Raw genomic sequence first — 18,227 nt, forward strand, 5'->3', positions numbered from 1 at the left:
TAAGGGCGTTTTGTAGCACCTTGCATACAATACAAATCTCCGAATTGGGTTCAGGATCAATTTGAAAATTTAAATGTCAACATTCCCTAAAAAAATAAATCTTTAAATTGAAAAAATCTGGTAAAATTACGTTTTTAATTACGTATGGAGAATGTTATAATTTATAATGTAATTAAGTAATACACTCGTCGATATTGCAACACTTCATGGTTTTGATTACGCGAAAAACACTGGTAAATTTTAGCTGTTTGTGAGGAATATATATGATAACTATAAACAGGGAAAATATAACTCAAATAGCTAGTAATACCAAATATATGGCCTGCGCTTTATACATAGAAGAAATCTACGATAAAACGAACTGTTTTTTTGATAATTGTAGTTTTCGAAAAAATTTAGAAATCAACTACTGCTCAAATTTCTCATTTTTAAACTGCAATTTTCGTACGATCAAAATTGGCTATGGGGTTAAAGATTTTGATTTGAGTGGCTACATCGAAGTCTTGAGACTTTTCGAGCAAAGTATTTCCTGCCTAAAAAAAATTCAGTTTTTAAATACACTAGAACTGATCGGTTCCCGATACTCATCTATCAAAAAAGAACAATGGCGCAATTTGTATCAGTTATCACAATTGAAGGAACTGTCGATAAAAGGTACAGGAATACGCAATAAAGACTTTCGAAATTTACTCGCACAAATACCTTCTATCGAATCTCTTATATTTAAATACGAAAATATCAATAACACTGGATTTTCAGGTGTGAGAAGCCTTCCTAATTTAAAAAAGTTGATGTTTTTCAAATCGAAAATGCGCAGTCGTTGGCTAAAATACATAGAGAGTCTTCGTCATCTTGAAGATTTGTATTTGGGGGATGGAGTCACTTCTCATGGATTACAATATTTACAGTCTTTGCCCAAGCTGGTCAAACTTGCTTTACCAAGAACCAAGGTCGATAATGATGGATTAAAGTATCTACGCAACTTGGAGAGTCTACAGCAACTCAATTTAGAACGCTCGATGATTACCGACGAAGGTCTGCGCTACTTGATTTCCAACACTGAAATTAACGAACTCAATTTATCGCATCTTGCCGGAATCGGAGATAAAGGCTTAAAATATATTAAACATTTTCCACAACTAAGCATCCTTAGCCTACGTGGAACAAAAATAACGGACAATGCACTACGCTATCACATAAAAGATATGCACAGTCTTAAACGACTTGATTTATCAGAAACACGCGTAAGTGACAAAGGATTAAAGTACTTTGAGCAACTTACTCACTTAGAGTATGTAAATATTTGCGGTACAGAAATCTGTAATATAGCACAGCTACAAAGTATTCTTCCACACACATGTAAGATTGAATATTTGGATGATGACTGGAAGATACGCAAAGTAAATGGATTGGCAAATTAGGAAGTGTTGTATGACACAAAACAAAATGGTTTTGTAATTTTGACCATAAGTGATAATTATACAACACTTTATACGACCAAGTTGTACAGCGAACTGTTGGGCACGGTCATCCCTAAAAAACTCCAAGCGTTTTTTGAAAAGGTAAGCGAATGACAAATAGTGGAAATATAAGCGAAATACTATTTCAAGTAGATCATGCTTCACTTAAGAGCACTCTAAAAAACTTGTGGATAGAACATTCAGGAAAAATGCAACTTGATAAAAGTTTTGAAGAAGTAAAGTTTTTTGCCAAGACATTGGAAAATTTTATCCGTTCCCCTTTGGGAGGCGATGTTCTCACGTTATTGCGAATCACTGGTTATCAAATTGTGTTGGCAACACAAAGAGTCGATAATAAAGAAAAGCTGTGGGCAATTACCGGTAAAGGACCTGCCATTATTTATGCCAATACCGGTAATCAAGAAGAGGTTTTTTATATTCGTTATCCATTTGAGTTTATCGAATTTGTCGAGCAAGTGTTGGCCGTATCGGAGCTAAGTCCTTCTGATGTTATGGAGACGATTGTTAACAGCACCAACAAGATTATCTCGACCATCAACTAGGCACATCATCATAACGATGATATGCCTATAAATTTTGTGCTTCTACTTGCAACTCTTTCAAAAGATTTAGTGCATCGATCGGGGTTAAAGCCTCAATATTCAAATTAGATAGTGTATCTATCAAATCCTCACCAACCATGGAAAAAAGGTTTTCCCCACTATCACGACAGGCCTTACCTGTAAAATTGCGAACGTCAATGGCATGTCTTTCCAAGCGTGTTAAAATTTTACGAGAATTATGAATGACTTGTTGCGGAATACCGGCGAGTTTGGCAACCTCGATTCCGTAACTACGGTCAGCGCTTCCTTCCAATATTTTATGTAAAAAAGCGACCTGTCCATTCCACTCTTGGATGGCAACGTTGTAATTGAGAACATTAGGATAAATATCCGCCAAATCGGCCATTTCATGATAATGGGTGGCGAACAATGTACGCGCGCCTATTTTTTTCTGTATGTGCTCAATAATCGACCAAGCCAATGACACACCATCAAATGTACTTGTGCCTCGTCCTACCTCATCTAAAGCAATGAAACTAGATGCCTTAGCGTTATTGAGTATATTTGCTGTTTCAATCATCTCGACCATAAACGTACTGCGACCTTTGGCAATTTCATCTGCCGAGCCTATTCGCGTAAAAATGCGATCAGCGATCCCTATTTTTACTTTTTTTGCTGGAACAAAAGAACCGATTTGAGCCAGTAAAACAATCAAGGCATTTTGGCGAATGTATGTCGATTTTCCTGCCATATTCGGCCCGGTGATAATCATAATTTCGCGACCAGGCCCCATGTGTAAATTATTTGCAATAAAGGGCGTATCCAATGTGGCCTCTAATACAGGGTGGCGACCTTCTTCAATTTCAAGAGTGTTATTGTTTAGTAGTTGTGGACAAACATAATTGCGCTGTTTTGCAACAGTGGCCATAGAACACAAAACATCAAGGCACGCAATTGCCTCGGCAACATTGCGCAATTCACGCAGATATTTCTGTACTTCATCGCGAACTTCTTGAAATAATTTGTACTCTAAATCTTTGCTGCGATCATTTGCCGACAATACATCGCTTTCATACTCCTTGAGTTCGGCTGTAATATAGCGTTCTGCATTTTTGAGAGTTTGTTTGCGTATATAGTGTTGTGGTACGCGGTGACTATGGGTATGTGTTACTTCGATGTAGTAATTAAAAACTTTGTTAAAGCTTACCTTTAACGAAGGAATACCCGTGCTTTCGACTTCGCGTTTTTGAAAATCTTCTAACCATTTGTCCCCTGAGGATTGCACTTGGCGCAATTTATCGAGTTCTTCGTTGTAGCCATCGCGTATAATTTCTCCATCTTTTAGTGTTGGCTTTGGTTGTGGGTGAATGGCTTTTTCGAGAAGATCAGTTAAAGAAGCAAGAGAAACCAAATTTTGTAGGATGTTGTTTATGATAAGTGATGAAAATGAATGTAGCTCTTGTTGTAAGTTTGGTAGTACTTGTAGCGAGTTTTTCAATGAAAGAAGGTCGCGTGCGTCAGCTCTCTTACTGGCAATACGCGCACACAGTCTCTCAATGTCTTGTATAGAGGTAAGGACTTTGCAAATATTTTGATGCTGATCGGAATGTTCGATCAGCTCAAGTACACCTTCTTGTCGCGCACGAATCTTTTCGAGAACAATCAACGGAGAGGTTATCCAGTCACTTAAAAGTCGTCCTCCCATTGCCGTTTGCGTTTTATCGATGACATGCAAAAGAGTGTTTTTTTTAGATGAACGCAGTGACTTTGTCAATTCTAAGCAATTACGTGTCGCAGCATCTAGAAGCATTTTTTCTTGGGCATTGTAACGTACTATTTTTGTAATGTGTGGGAGAGTGCTTTTTTGTGTTTCCTTTACATAATGGAATAAAGCACCAGCAGCTCCTAAGCCTACGGTCATATCTTCGCAACCAAACCCTTCCAAGGAACTTACTTGCAAATGCTCTTCTAAAGTACGTTTTGCGTTACTTTTTGCAAAAAACCAATCTGGACGATAGGTCAGAGCCGCTTTTTGGTGTTTGATGATCTCGGTGATTGTTAAATCACTTTCCCAAACACGTATGAGAGTGTCGCGTTTCTTATCAGGAACGAGACATTCCGCCGGATCAATGCGTGCGATCTCATCCGCCAAGAATTCACTGGGAACTTCGTGAACTTCAAATGTCCCCGTAGATATATCCACCCATGCCAAACCAATGAGTTTTTTTTGGGGAGCGATGGCAAGTAAAAAGTTGTGACTTTTTTCATTGAGAACCGCTTCTTCTGTCACAGTACCAGGTGTGATCACCCGAACTACATCGCGTTCTACTAGCCCTTGGGCCTCTGATGCATCTTGGATCTGCTCGCAAATGGCAACACGATACCCTTGATGAATAAGTTTTGTAAGGTAAGTATCCAGAGATTTCACTGGTACCCCGGCCATTGGTACAGCTTTCTCTCCTTTATTGCGCGCGGTAAGAGCAATTCCCAAAACCCGTGAACACAACTCTGCGTCCTCATAAAATACTTCGTAAAAATCCCCCATACGAAAAAATAAAATAGAATCCTGATGGTTTTTTTTCGCAGTGTGATACTGCTTCATCATTGGAGTTTCAGACATATTATTCCTTATTTTGTAACTTTTTTACTGCGGTAACGATTTGTTCGCTGGCAACGAGCACTTCGTCTTGTGTATTGTACTTACTCAAACTAAAACGTATTGCCCCACGTGCAACTTCATCTTCAATTCCCATTGCACGCAATACGAAAGATCCTGGTTTTTTTGTACATGCAGCACCTGTGGATGCGGCGATATCGGGAGCTAGTGACAAAACTTCGGCACCGATTAATCCAGGAAACGAAAGATTGACGGTATTTGATAGACGTTGTTGCCCGCCATTTATCACTGCATCGGGGCAACTGTGGTGAATGGTATTCCATAGTAAGTCGCGCATTTCACACAAACGTTCGCGGTAACTCTCCATTGTATTTTCGATAATCGCACATGCCTTGCCCAGTGCGATACAAAACGGAAGATTTTCTGTACCAGCGCGCTTGCCTCTTTCATGTCCTGTTCCATGTATTAAAGGTTCTATTTCAACATCGCGTTTTAAGTAGAAAGCACCAATTCCTTTCGGTGCATGGAACTTATGGCCTGCGATCGTAAGCATATGGACCCCCAAGTCCTTTACACTTACTTTTTCTTTGCCAACACTTTGTGCCGCATCACTATGAAATAAAATTCCTTTTTGCGCCGCCAGTGCACTCATTGGGGCAATATCTTGAATAGTACCGACTTCATTATTGGCATGCATGATGGATATTAGTATGGTATCGGGACGTATGCTCTTCTCCAAATCTTCGAGACTCACCTGACCATCCCTACTTACGGGTAAGTACGTTACTTCATAACCATTTTTTTCTAAATACGCGCAACTGCGTAGCACACTGGGGTGTTCAAAACTCGAAGTGATAAGGTGCTTACCTTTATGCTTATGGCTATGAGCAATTCCCTTTATCAAAGTATTGTTTGCCTCTGAGGCACAACCGGTAAAGTATATCTCATCGGCTTCACATTCAAGTAAACTCGCTACTTGTTGTCGTGCTTCTTCAATCGCATGGCGATTTTTTTGTCCCCACTGATGACTACTGGAGGGATTTGCAAAATTCCCTTGTAAAAAAGGTAGCATGTGTGAAAATACTTCTTCGGATACTGCTGTTGTCGCATTGTTATCAAAATAAATCACGGTGTTTCCTTTACTTGGGAGATATGCGAATATTATATTTGTTTAATACTCTATCTAATGCGCCTTCTGCTTGGTCTAAGGCATATATTGCTTTTTGATAAGTGATAATTGTATTGATCTCATTGATACGCGCAGATGTTAGATCTTGTTCTGTTTCTTGTACTTGAAACAGAGGTATAATACCCGCACGAAATTTATTCTCTTCGTTGGCCAATTGCTTTTCAGCCAATTCTCTAGTTTTACGCGCTGTGTATACGCGGCGTGAAGCAATATTCAAATTGAGAATTGCACGGCGTAAGTCCCAAATAATTTGACTTTGTATTTGGTTATGTTGCAATTCTAGTTGCTTTCTTTGCATGAGCGCTTGTTGATAGCGCGAGCGCGCAGCGCGGTTTCCAAGAGGCACCTCTAGCTGTAACTGGACAGACCACGTGGGAAAATCGCCATCAAAAACATCATCTAACGCGTCGGGATGATTTTCTTGTACCCCTGTAAAGTTGATGCTTCCTGTTAGATCTAAAGTAGGGAGTAACTGATTTTTTTGGAAATCAACATTTAGCGTTGAATTTTCAATCGCCAACAAATTTTGTTTTAAATCTTGGCGATGTTTTAATGCATAGCGCAGGCTACTGTCGAAATTCGTTTCTATGGGGGTAAAATATGGACGCTCCACAGGTATCAATCTTACATTGGCGTAGTAACGGGTGTCTAGAGGACGAATAAATCGTTTTAGTTGATCCTCGGCCAAGAGAACCTGTTGCTCCGCGACAATGAGACTGTCACGCACTTGTGCCACATTTCGCTCTGCATTTAAAATATCTGCGGCAGCGAGAGAACCTGCTTTGATACGCGCCTGGGTAATTTTGTACAGATTTTGTGTTTGCCGTAGCGATTGGCGTTGTAATTCGTAGTTTTCTCGTGCATTGATCAGATCCCAATACGCTTGTTGTACACTGGTGACTAAGTTAAGCGACTGTTGCTCAAAAGCATAGTAAGAAGACTTAAGGTCATTCTCTGCGGTGCGAATACCGGTTGTATTTGTACCAACTCCAAAGTTACGTAGCAACGGCTGAGTAAGTGTCAGGGTCAAGGTTCCCGACCAAGCCGTATCAATGGCAAAGATTCCATTTGCCTCAAGATCTTTGTTGTAATTTAGTTGATAGTCGATCGATGCCACCCCGCCCAGTGTATTCGCTTTTCGCAAGCCAAGATTAAAGCGTCCAGCGAGGTTTTCATTGGAGGCAAAGTTGTTGAGGGCCGCACGATTAGAACTTGTATACGAGAAACCACTAGTGAAAGTGGTGTCAAAATTACTTTTGGCAATAGTGAGGTCAAACTCACTAAGTTTTGGATTATAACTTTCTATTTTTAATTCAATATTATTGCGAAGCGCTTGAATTAAGCTGTCTTTCATTGTGATAGATTCTACATGTTGTTGGGCATTCGCCAAACATAGAAATAACAAAGTTGTAGTAAACAACATTACGCGCATAATAACACCTCTGTATTTTGTTTAAGGCTAAAAAAACATGTCTATTTCCATTTAGTTGCTAACTCTTGGGCTAATTCCTTTCGTTGTGTCGGGCTCATTTGCGGGTGATACGTCTGTAATAACTCAAAATCGTTGGTACGTACTCGCAAAATTTGTACGATGTAGTTGTAGTAGCTAATATTTTGTGTATCTTTCGCCAAACCCTTTGCCAAAACCAAATTTACCCCTGTATCTTTCGCATCAATTAAAGTCTGACGCGCGCGGTTGCGAATGTCATAATTTTCGTCATCAAGAACAGAGACGAGTATGTTTATTTTATCCGAAATATCGACAAATGGCAATAAATTAAGAGCCTCCTCTCTTACTTTGACATACGAGTCAGAAAATAACTTTGTAAAATTTGTAATGCGATAATATTTTTGTTTTTTCAGCGCTGTTAGTGCTAGGTGGCGAACATACTTGTTCGAATGAAAAAGTAGACCATTTAAAAACTCAGGTGTCGTTTCATCTTGCCACACAATCAGGTTTTCTAAAGCGTGAATTTTAACCTTTTCACTTTTGCCATGCAAAACTAATTTTTTGAGTACGGGAATTTGCTCTTTTCCCAATGCCAAGTTCATTTTTTCGATAATCGCGTATTGTTTTTTAGCATCAGAGTTAATATCTTCCACAAATGAAGGGATTTTTTGCACAACGACGTTTGTTGCCCCCCAGAATAAATCGCGAAAATTTTGCGAAATTTCTTTGCGTCTTTGCGAGGAAACATCTTGAAACTCTTGTTCAATAATCGTTTCTAACTCTAGGATAGGGATGCCGATGTTTGCAAGAGCAATAAAAATTTGCGTGTCATATTCTTTTTGTGAACGCAAGGTACTCAACAATAGCGAGATACCTTTCGGCGATTGTATATCGGCTATACATTCAATAAAGTCTGCTAGTACGTCTTGGCTATCTTTATATATACTTTCTAAACATGGTAGTGCTATTTGGCCGATATGACCCAAGTCACGTAGTGTTTCTTGTTTTTGATTTTTCGTCAGTGTCGCGAAATTTTGTGCTGTTTCTTGCAAATGTTGACGTAATTTTGCGGAGGGTTCTTGTTCTTCTAGACTTCTAATTCTCTGTATGGATTGTTGTGCAAGACGTTTAATTTTATCATCGGTATCAAGTTGTTTTAACTCAGCAAACAAAACTTTTGCACGTTGATATCTTTCCATTTGCAAGTACAAATACGCCATTTTTTCCACGACAACTGCACGACGATAGTGCTGTGGGTAGTCGCGAATAAAGTCTTCAAAATGGTAAATAGCGCGCTCCGATTGATTGTTGGCTAAAAAACTTTGTGCTTGAAAAAATAAAGCGCTCCCCACAAACTTGGTTTCCCAGGGAAAATCACGTCGAAAATCAGCAAAAATATCAATGGCTACCGAGAGTTTTTGCAAACGATACAAAGACATGGCATGACGATAGTTTGCCAGGGACAGGTTGTGGCAAAAATAACGTTTGTCGGAAAAAATATTTTGTAACTGTTCCAGACATTGCGTGTAGTTTTTTAATTCGTAATAGCACATGGCCATCCAGAAGTGCATGTCGTATACCAACACACTGTCATGGTAGTTTAAAATAAAGGTTTGTCCCTTAGAGATCGCGGCGCCATAGTTTTCCGCTAAGTATTCCTTTAGCGCACCGTTGTATTTAGAGATTAAACTACGATAACGACTGATGAGATATTGTTTCGCAAACAGTACCACTTTTTGCGAAAAAGTGGAAAAGTCCTCTCCGGATGACAAAGCTAATTGCTCTTCCCAGTTTTTTTTGTTGAAGAGCACGTTGTAAGTAAAGTCCTTTACCGCATTTTTTGCCCCGTATTTTTCTTCCAGAAAAATCAGAAGAAACAATGACTCTAGTTGAGGAAAAGGTTGAACATTACTATCAAGACCCACGATCGCGTTTTCAAGAAAAACTTTGTTGCCATTTACAATACGCAATAAAGCCTTCTTTACTGTGTATTCTTCTAACCCGCATCCGTAATGTACAAGACTTTGCCATAAAAAATCAGGGATTTCTCCATAATGATCTCCCACAGCATCGCGCAGTAAAATCTGTGCAATCGCTGTTTTGTAAATAATGGAAAGAGGGACACTACCATTTTGCAGATGTTCAGAAACATAGGTAATACGCCATATTTCTTGCCCTTCTTTTACCAACGGAGCAATCACAAAAGGTTTTTTTTCATACTCGCTTTCCCAATCGCGGTACTCGATTTCTATAAACAACGAGTCATTTTGCAAATAGCCCAGCTTGTCAGCAAGTGCAAGCTCTATATCTTTCTTTATTTTGGTGATTTTAGACAAATTCCAAAAACGGTTGCGTAGAGAGTATTTCCCATCGTATGGAAGAATTTTTATTTCTTCCTCAAGTGGTTGATCATCGTCTAGCGTTTTAATAACAATATCCTGCGGAGAACGATTTTGAACGTTCTCATGTGGTTGGTCTTTTACGGCCCAATCACATGAAGTAAGTAGCACAAGCAAAATGATGTATTTCTTCATTGTATCTCTCTCCACAAAACCTGAGTTGTTACGCGAAAAACGTTTTATCTATGATAGATTCTATGTTATAAAGAAATAATATACTACTAGTACGACCGCAGTTTGACAACAAAAATATCATATAAAAACTTATGTGACAAACACTTGAGGCAAAAAATGAAAAAAATAGCAGTGTTGGGCGCTGGAAGTTATGGAACAGCAACAGCATATCATCTAGCAAAGAAATATGAAAACGACGCAAATTATAGCATTTGTATCTATGCACGCGACAAAAAAATCGTAGAAGAAATCAATCGCGATCACACCAATAAAAAATATACCCAAACTCCTTTACCACATAATCTAGTTGCGCATGACAATTTACAGCAGGCTGTGGATAAGGCCGACTACACAATTATGGGTGTACCAGCACAATCTATGCGTAGCGTAGCGAAAGAGTTGGCTCCCATTATTCGTCATAAAACCATCATCATTAATTTGGCGAAAGGCTTGGAGGTGGGATCTTTCAAGCGAATGTCTCAAATAATTAGCGAAGAGTTACAAGCGGTCAAACATTTGTGTAGTATAACTTCTTTGGGAGGTCCCGCATTCTCTAAGGATATATTTGCTCACCATCCTATTGGAGTAGCGCTCGGTGGAAAAAATAATAAAATTCTCCATGAAATTCGTCTTCTTTTTGATACCGAAACGTTTGATGTAAAAATTACCAAAGATGTTATTGGCGTCGAATTGGGCGGAGCACTCAAAAACGTTTTTGGTATTATGGCGGGAATTATGTCGGGTACAGATATGGGAAGTAGCATTAACGGTGATTACCTGACGCGAAGTATTGTCGATATGAAAGCCATCGCTTCGTTTATGGGCGCAAGGCGTGCGACACTAGATGGTCGTGCTGGTTTGGGAGACTTGGCGATTACCTGTACCGAAGGTAGTCGGAACTTTCGTTTTGGTCGAGAATTTGCCAAGCAACACCAAAAAAATAGTAGTTTACCCATAGACGAATTGCTACAAAATACTCTAGAAGCCCTCAACATTAAAACTGTAGAAGGATTTTATACTCTAGATCCTTTGTATCAATTGTGTGAGTCGATCAATATGTTTGTTCCGATTGTCAATAATTTATATAAGATGCTGTACAAAAACGATTGTTCGCCAGAAGAGGCGGTACATCGTTATCGCATACGCGATAAAATTCGGTCACGTGAAGCACGCCTAACTATTTCGCGCGTGTTGTCTTTTTTGTTTCCGCGAATATGGTATCGCCGCGAGCGCGGTTTTTTTGGAGTCAAAAATTTATAGCATTTCCATGTTGCGCAGCAATTTGTTGCTCGATTGAATGATTAGCTGCGCAATATAGATGAAACGCCTCTCTAGTATTATTTGGCCATCAATTCTTCTATTTCTGTCACTGCTTTGGGAATACCGGTTGACAACACCACTGGTCCATTTTCGCTCATCCAAATGTCGTCTTCAATGCGCACACATGTGTTCATGTATTCTTTCACCTTCGAAGCTATTTTCATTGCAAAATCATCACCATAAAACATACGTGCCATGGTGATGGTATTCGGACCAATGTATATGCCTGGCTCTATCGTAAATACGCTTCCCACAGAAATTGTCTTAATGTCTCCGGCGACGTCATGCGTGTCTAGTCCTAACCAGTGGCAAGTTCCATGCATAAAAAAGATGCGGTATTGGTCACTATCTCTTTTGGTGGTTAGGCCCAATTCGTAAAGCCCGTTTTTGATTGTTTTTACAGCTCGACGATGTATATCATAAAGCGAAGCTCCCAACTTGACCGCCTGTAGAGCATCTATATTCGCTTGCAACACCAGTTCGTATATTTGCTTTTGCCTTACGGTGAATTTCCCACTCGCTGGCACAGTCCTGGTAATGTCAGCGCTGTAGTATTTATATGCGGCCCCCACATCCATTAATACCAAGTCATTTGCTTCGAGAACCCCTTGACTTTTTGTATAGTGTAGTATCGCGGCATTTTCCCCTGCGGCAACAATAGAAGGAAATCCCCAATCGGCATTGTTTTCTTTGTAAGCATATTCAATTTGTGCTTCGATTTGATATTCATACATACCAGGGGTCATCATTTTAACGGCTTTTCGTAAACCGCTTTCGGTAATAACAATGGCTTTACGTAAACAATCTATCTCGTACTTTGATTTCAGAAAACGCAGGTTGGCAACTAGGCTTTTACAGCTCGTCGTGTCTTTTTTTAGGAGTATAGCACTTCCATTATATTTGTCATAGAGTTTGCGCGAAATCCATGCGGCGTCTTCGATTTCGAGATACAGTTGTGAGGTAGCATGCAGTGTTTGGGTAAAAGAGGAGAATTTTTTGTGGGAGTGTACCGATGAAATCCCACTAATATTCTGTGCCTGTTGAGGTGTTAGCCTTTTTCCTTCCCACATTTCATCGTACCAATCTTTGGGCGCAATAAATAAATGTTCAATCACTTTTTGTGGTTGTTTTTCAATAATGAGAATTGTTTGCGGCTGTGTAATTCCCGTTAAGTAATATAAATTACTCGAAGTACGATACTCATAATGTATGTCACTGTTTTTGTGTTTCACTTCTGGACTAAAAATCATCAGTACGCTGTTATTTTGCATTTGTGCAGCCAGGCGTGAACGCCGTTTTTTTCTTTCGCTTGTTATTTCGTTTTGTTGCGCGAATAGGAAAGTCGAACATATTACCATAATGGTGAGTAGTCTCATGGAGTTCTCCCAAGTAAAAATCAGAGTAATTCATCGATAAAAAACATCATTGCTGGGAATCAATTTGACAAATTGTAACATTTGGTTTTTACTAAAGTCAAAGCTAGAAAGTTTTTATGTTATTTTTTGGGCAAATGGCAATGGAGCGGTACTATGATTGAGAACGATGATCTTGATGACTCTTTCTTCGAAACACCTAAAAATGTCGAAGAACAACAAGAACAACAAGAAAACACAAATGATAAATATACAATTATTAAAGAGTTAGGCCGTGGAGGTATGGGGGTTGTTTACCTTGCACGAAATAACGATCTGATGCGCAATATTGCAATAAAATTCGTTCTCGACGCCACATCTCAAAAACGTTTTTTGCGCGAAGCCAAGGCAATCGCACGTCTTTCTCATCCGAATATTACCAAAATACACCATCTCGATTTCGAAGATGAAAACCCTTACATTGAAATGGAATATGTTGACGGCTGTGATTTAACAGACTACATAGATCACAGCTCGATGGCTTTCGATGACCGAGTACGTTTATTCCTTTCCATCGTGGATGCGGTGGCCTACGCGCATAGCCACAACGTCATTCACCGCGATATAAAACCATCGAACATTTTAGTGAGTCGCGAAGGGACTCCTTACTTGATGGATTTTGGGTTGGCAAAAATTACCAATGTCGCCGATAAGTCACTTACCAAAACTGGGGTAACAATAGGTAGTCCTGGTTATATGTCACCAGAACAAGCGGAAGGACTACGTCGCAAAATCAATACCCTATCTGACGTATACTCTTTAGGTGGGGTGCTGTACTTCATGTGTTGCGGACAACCTCCGATTCGTGGTGGAAGTGCTGTGGAGATTTTATGGAATTCCGTAGAGGCCCAAGTGGAACCCCCGCGAAACATATGTCCTGAAATGCCTGAACCGCTGGAGAGAATCTGTTTAAAAGCGTTACAAAAAAATCCCGAAAATCGTTATCAAAGTGCACAACAACTGGGCGATGACTTACGTTCCTATTTAAAAAGCGGTAACATTTCCGTTGGGCGCAAGCATTTGTGGTGGATACGCCACAGGCGTAAAGTTATCTCTTGGCTATTGATTTGCTGTTTTGCCGTGAGCTTTGTTACGTGGAAATTAGGTAATCGTCGTCAGGAGCTGGCGATTAGTATAACACAAAAAGAAAGCGCATTAAAATCCATACGCAACGGTTTTTATGATGAAGCTGTGCGAGAATTGCATCTTGCACATAAAAGTGAACAACTTTCTGTAAACGATTACAACATGTACATGGCCTTTGTTTATGCAAGACTACGCAATACAAAACTATTTCACAAACATTACGCAAACATCAATTTATCGCAAAAAAACGCGATGATGATGCGGCTGGCAAAGGGAGAGGTCTTATACCACGAAAAAAATGCACAAGGGGCTCGTGATCAATTCTTATTCGTATGGAAAAACGCACGCGAAGAAATCCAACAAGCATACGCCGGTTACTATCTCGGACAATTGTATTTACATGAGCAAGACTACCAGCAGGCTTTTGATATCTTGTTAAAAACCAAACAAAAAATACAAAATGAAAGTTTCCTATTTCACCACCAATTGTTGTTTTTCTTAGGGAAAACGGAGTTTCATTTAGGTAAAAACAACCTGAAAAATTTGCAAGAAGCGTTACCAAAGCTGCCTAATTTTGCGCCACTCTATTTGTATTTAGGACGAATGCATTCGCGGAATAGCAATGATGAGAAAGCCTTAGATTTTTTACAAAAATGTTTGAGTATAAACGAACGAGATGATCGCGCATATGTTTGTGTTGCCGATATTTTACAGCGCCAAGGGAGATATGCCCAAGCGTTATCAACATATCACAAAGCACGCCGTATCAACAATAAAAACATTGAGGCTATGAATGGTATTGCGCAAGTGGTGTCAAAAAATATGCCACAGATGGAACGTTACTACGCGATGATCCTCCAAGAATTAGAAGGTGCATCATTTACCCCTCCGAAGATACTCGAAAAATACTTCGTTTCCAAACGTGGAAAGTACGCAAGCGACTACAAACTTCAGCAAAAACTTTTGCATTACGATGTCGATTTAAAACAATTGCTTATAAAATTGGAATCTAAAGACCGTAATATCCTTGATAGTGCTGAAAAAGCTTTGTTTTTATCGCGCTATAATCCAAGGCTACAAGAAGTATTGGGGAAAAAAAATAGCGCCTTATGCAATAAGATTTTGGATTTCAAAAAACAAGAGCAACAAAAAGTTTTGCGTTATATGCTCCTAGAAGCACATTTCCAATCGCATATGTTAGAGAAGATCTCACAGCAAACTCTTGTTGCCACCGTTGAGAACGCCCAAGAGCTTGTGATGTATCGTTACTTAGCTGCTCTGGCATTAATTCGTAAATTACAATTCCAAAAAGTAAAAATGTTGGCAACCGAAGGCATACAAAAGATCATATGTTGCGCCGCATTGCAATATGCAGATATTCAAATAAAAACAGACATCCCACCGCAAAAATTTAGCGATGAATTTTCTCAAATTCTCTCTGTGAAAACTCTGTCTAGTGATTCGCAATATGCACAAAAAGTCTTAGAGAGCCGTAGCGAAGAAAAGGCCTTTTTTATCGCCAGATCTCTTGTGAATACTTCCCATTCATTGGCCGAAAAAGCTAGAAAAAAATTAGTGGCTCTCACCAAAAGTCGCAATCCCCAAATACGCAGTAATGCTTACTATTGCCTATTTTCGCATTTTTGGCAACCTCAAAAGGACGCGCTACCATTGTTAGAAGAATTATGGTTACATGGAATGCAAGACCCTGACGAAAATGTACGTCTTGCCATCATGGAAAAAACACCTAAATATTTAATAACGAATAAGATAAGAGCTTTGCTAAATGATTTAAAACCCAATAGAAATTTAGCCACACTCGAAAAAATTAAAATTATCAAGACATTGGCGGACAAGTATTGTCTTGAGTCTTTGAACTTGTATTACGAAGACAAACAGGAAGACCCGATTATCCGTATGTACGCACTCGATAAGCAAGTGGTGACACTTATGCGTATGGCTCTATTGTCCAACAAAAAAATCATGCAAGAATTTGTTCGCGAAAATTTTGTGGATATTGATGTCTTTTTGCAAAGTGACAATATATTTTTACGTGCGTATGGATATATGATATACAGTGCGATGTTGGGAGAGGTACTCAACTTTATCGACAAAGAGCAGGACAACAATGTTCGAGGGGCCATTATACTGAGTTCTTCTATTGGTGAAGGGGCCTCTGGTTCCTCATTTCTCAAATTGGCACAAAATTTTGTACGTAGGTTTTTCAAACGCAAAGTTGCACCACGCAAACACCAACAAGAAAAAATGGAAATCATCAAGAAATTCTTAGATTCTAGTTCAGCGAATTTGAATCTAAGCGCTCATTTTGGATGTGCATACTACGGTAGTAACGCCCTACGCAAAAAGATCTACCAAAAGGTAAAAGATTCACGCAATGATAACGGAAAAAAAGGAGTCGCCATGGCTCTTTTTTATCGCATTCGTGACAAAATAGAACATCTTGACCTACGCGCACAATTTGAATTTTATTTGGGAATCATTAGTTTTGCCAAAAAAGACTACTTGTTTTCACGTATATACAAAAAACAACTAAAAAATAAACAAAGACTTGCATACTATCAACAAGGCCTATCGAGAATTTTAATGTTAGACCCCAACTACCCCAGTGCCAATTATTACATGGCTCTCGTACATCTGGCACAGGGAAATTCACAAGATGCAGAAAAATATTTGTACAAAGCCATCGACAAAGAAGATCGCTTTCTCTTTTTTGTTGAATTGGTGAACATTTTGTGGAAAAGAGATCGGAAAATCCCTAAAGAAATAACTTCTAAAATGTTGGAAATCGTCAAACAACGCAAAGTTTATCCTGGAATGCTAGGAGAACTTTTGCATATTACGACTCCCGAAATACACCGTATCTTGCGCCAGAATTATTTGTTTTATACATTATTGAATAACCAGAAATTCGCGTTAGACAAAAAGATCGCTTACGACAATCTTATTTCTTTCGAAAAAAGTAAATAAGCAGCGAACCTTTTTCATATTGATAAATCAATTGATAGTTGTTTTGTAGATACTCTTTGAGCGGGGAGGACGTGTTGAGCCAGGCGTTGTTTTTACGAGAATGATAGTAAAAATAACGGCAGTTAGGGTATGCTTTTTCTAAGAATTGGTAATCCTCTACGGTAACTGGTAGCCATAGTGCAAAACGTTGTGTCCTCCAAGATAATTCAAAAGGAACATTTGTGGCGATGCAATCAGTTTCCTGTGTACTCGATTTGACGAAATCCATGGATTGTTGCGTTGGTTGTTGCCATGCCGGCGATGCGCTTCTTGTACCCATCATCACGACGAAGGAAAAAGTGACAAACACCGCAATCATCAGTCTTAGCTTTCCCCACGAGATTTTCTGTAGGTATTCACCACAAACAAAAACAGTACAGAGTAACACAAAAGGAATGCAATGTCTCATAACTGGATGAACAAAAGACAGCACCAAAACTTGTAATAAAATTCCCATGATGATTAGAGCATAAAATATACGCTTCTTACTGTAAAAAAGTAAAGAAAACGCAGCAACGATAAATACCAATGCATGTAAAGAGAATTGACGACTTTGAACGCGAAAAAAATCACCCCATGTTGCTGTTTTTAGTTCCGCAAACTCCAGGCTTTTTGGAAAAAAATATCGGGGAATATTCTGCGTATGTAAAGGTCCTATTCCCAACGCTTGAGGCCAATAGTATAGTGCACTGTAATAAAGACCTTTCTCTAATACATCGTCATGGTTGTTTACTGTGTATTCAAGTGGTTGTGGTACGTGAACATGTCGATATACAGTATAGTGAGGATAGTCCTTGGTGAACAACGAGACTTCATAGCGCTGTAATGTAAAAAAAGGGGAGAGTCCACAACTTATATTGCGTACACACCACGGGCTAAGAGTAATGAAAAAGGCCATCGCTACCTTTAAAATAAACGCCTTATTTATATCTTTGCGTTTATATTTTACCAGCAAATATATCGCAAAAGACGGTAGCAAAAATAAAAAGTTATAGCGGGTTAGATATGTCGTTGCGCAAAGAATCCCCAAAATGTAAGCATTGCGACACGTATATAAACAGTAAATGCTACCTACTAGGAAAGCGCAAAAAACCGGTTCACGTAAGCAATTGAGTGTGTACCAGCAAATTTCAGGAGAAAATCCAACAAAGATCAGCGAAAGAATAGCGGCTTTTTCATTATACATGTGTTTCGCTAGGATATAGACCATCACCAAAAAAATGCAATATGCTGTGACACACATGACCAAAATGGTGACTTCTGAGGTACCTAGCAAAAGAAAAAAAGCGGCTATCATCAAAGGAAATACAGGAGGACGCCACATATCATGGTTGTTTGAGGTTGTCTGTTTTTCTACAGTAAGGGGTATGATCACATGGCTGTGAAAAAAATTACCATCATTTATGTTTCGCGCCATTTGAGCATAGTCATAACCATCTTGGACTCGCAAACCACTGTATTTAAAGAAGATGCAAAGTGTCATAAATATCAAAACCGCCGTGGCCAGGTACACAAACTTTTTTCTCATAT

At 39.2% G+C, this 18,227-nt stretch carries 10 protein-coding genes; 4 read left to right on the forward strand and 6 right to left on the reverse strand.

The genetic code is table 11. From position 1 onward, the window contains the following. Positions 1-263 precede the first annotated feature (263 nt). Together UABAM_RS05100 and UABAM_RS05105 are read left to right on the forward strand one after the other, a co-directional pair. Positions 264-1,421 carry a leucine-rich repeat domain-containing protein gene (locus UABAM_RS05100; protein WP_151966922.1) on the forward strand — a complete coding sequence of 386 codons (1,158 nt, stop codon included), beginning with the start codon at positions 264-266 and terminating at the stop codon, positions 1,419-1,421. A 149-nt stretch (positions 1,422-1,570) separates the two neighbouring features. After that, the gene (locus UABAM_RS05105) at positions 1,571-2,023 is read left to right on the forward strand and encodes a hypothetical protein (protein WP_151966923.1); all 453 of its coding nucleotides are present in this window, start codon (positions 1,571-1,573) and stop codon (positions 2,021-2,023) included. A 25-nt stretch (positions 2,024-2,048) separates the two neighbouring features. Here the strand turns inward: UABAM_RS05105 and mutS are convergent, their stop codons facing one another. Genes mutS through UABAM_RS05125 form a run of 4 tightly spaced genes read right to left on the reverse strand, consistent with a single transcriptional unit; the run spans position 2,049 to position 9,813 of the window. Continuing rightward, positions 2,049-4,643, reverse strand: coding sequence for a DNA mismatch repair protein MutS (gene mutS, locus UABAM_RS05110; RefSeq protein WP_151966924.1), 2,595 nt, complete (start codon positions 4,641-4,643; stop codon positions 2,049-2,051). Between the two features lies 1 nt (position 4,644). Next, positions 4,645-5,769: a cysteine desulfurase family protein gene (locus tag UABAM_RS05115; protein ID WP_151966925.1), complete on the reverse strand. Its 1,125-nt coding sequence runs from the start codon at positions 5,767-5,769 to the stop codon at positions 4,645-4,647. A gap of 10 nt (positions 5,770-5,779) precedes the next feature. After that, positions 5,780-7,261 (reverse strand): TolC family protein, encoded by a 1,482-nt coding sequence (locus UABAM_RS05120; RefSeq protein WP_151966926.1) that lies wholly within the window; start codon positions 7,259-7,261, stop codon positions 5,780-5,782. 41 nt (positions 7,262-7,302) lie between these two features. Continuing rightward, positions 7,303-9,813, reverse strand: a complete 2,511-nt coding sequence (locus UABAM_RS05125; RefSeq protein WP_151966927.1) for a tetratricopeptide repeat protein — start codon at positions 9,811-9,813, stop codon at positions 7,303-7,305. 156 nt (positions 9,814-9,969) lie between these two features. Between UABAM_RS05125 and UABAM_RS05130 the strand changes: the two genes are divergently transcribed. Next, a complete protein-coding gene (locus UABAM_RS05130; RefSeq protein WP_151966928.1) occupies positions 9,970-11,112 on the forward strand; it encodes an NAD(P)H-dependent glycerol-3-phosphate dehydrogenase in 1,143 nt (380 codons plus the stop codon). 77 nt (positions 11,113-11,189) lie between these two features. On the opposite strand, the gene UABAM_RS05135 is transcribed toward UABAM_RS05130, so the two are convergent. Beyond that, positions 11,190-12,548: an aminopeptidase P family protein gene (locus UABAM_RS05135; protein ID WP_151966929.1), complete on the reverse strand. Its 1,359-nt coding sequence runs from the start codon at positions 12,546-12,548 to the stop codon at positions 11,190-11,192. A gap of 153 nt (positions 12,549-12,701) precedes the next feature. Between UABAM_RS05135 and UABAM_RS05140 the strand changes: the two genes are divergently transcribed. After that, positions 12,702-16,658 (forward strand): serine/threonine-protein kinase, encoded by a 3,957-nt coding sequence (locus tag UABAM_RS05140; RefSeq protein ID WP_151966930.1) that lies wholly within the window; start codon positions 12,702-12,704, stop codon positions 16,656-16,658. Here the strand turns inward: UABAM_RS05140 and UABAM_RS05145 are convergent. Beyond that, the gene (locus UABAM_RS05145; RefSeq protein WP_151966931.1) at positions 16,633-18,225 is read right to left on the reverse strand and encodes an ArnT family glycosyltransferase; all 1,593 of its coding nucleotides are present in this window, start codon (positions 18,223-18,225) and stop codon (positions 16,633-16,635) included. The two genes, UABAM_RS05140 and UABAM_RS05145, sit on opposite strands and share 26 nt — an antisense overlap. Positions 18,226-18,227: the final 2 nt, after the last annotated feature.

Origin of the sequence: Candidatus Uabimicrobium amorphum (assembly GCF_009002475.1) — a bacterium.
Lineage (GTDB): Bacteria > Planctomycetota > Uabimicrobiia > Uabimicrobiales > Uabimicrobiaceae > Uabimicrobium > Uabimicrobium amorphum.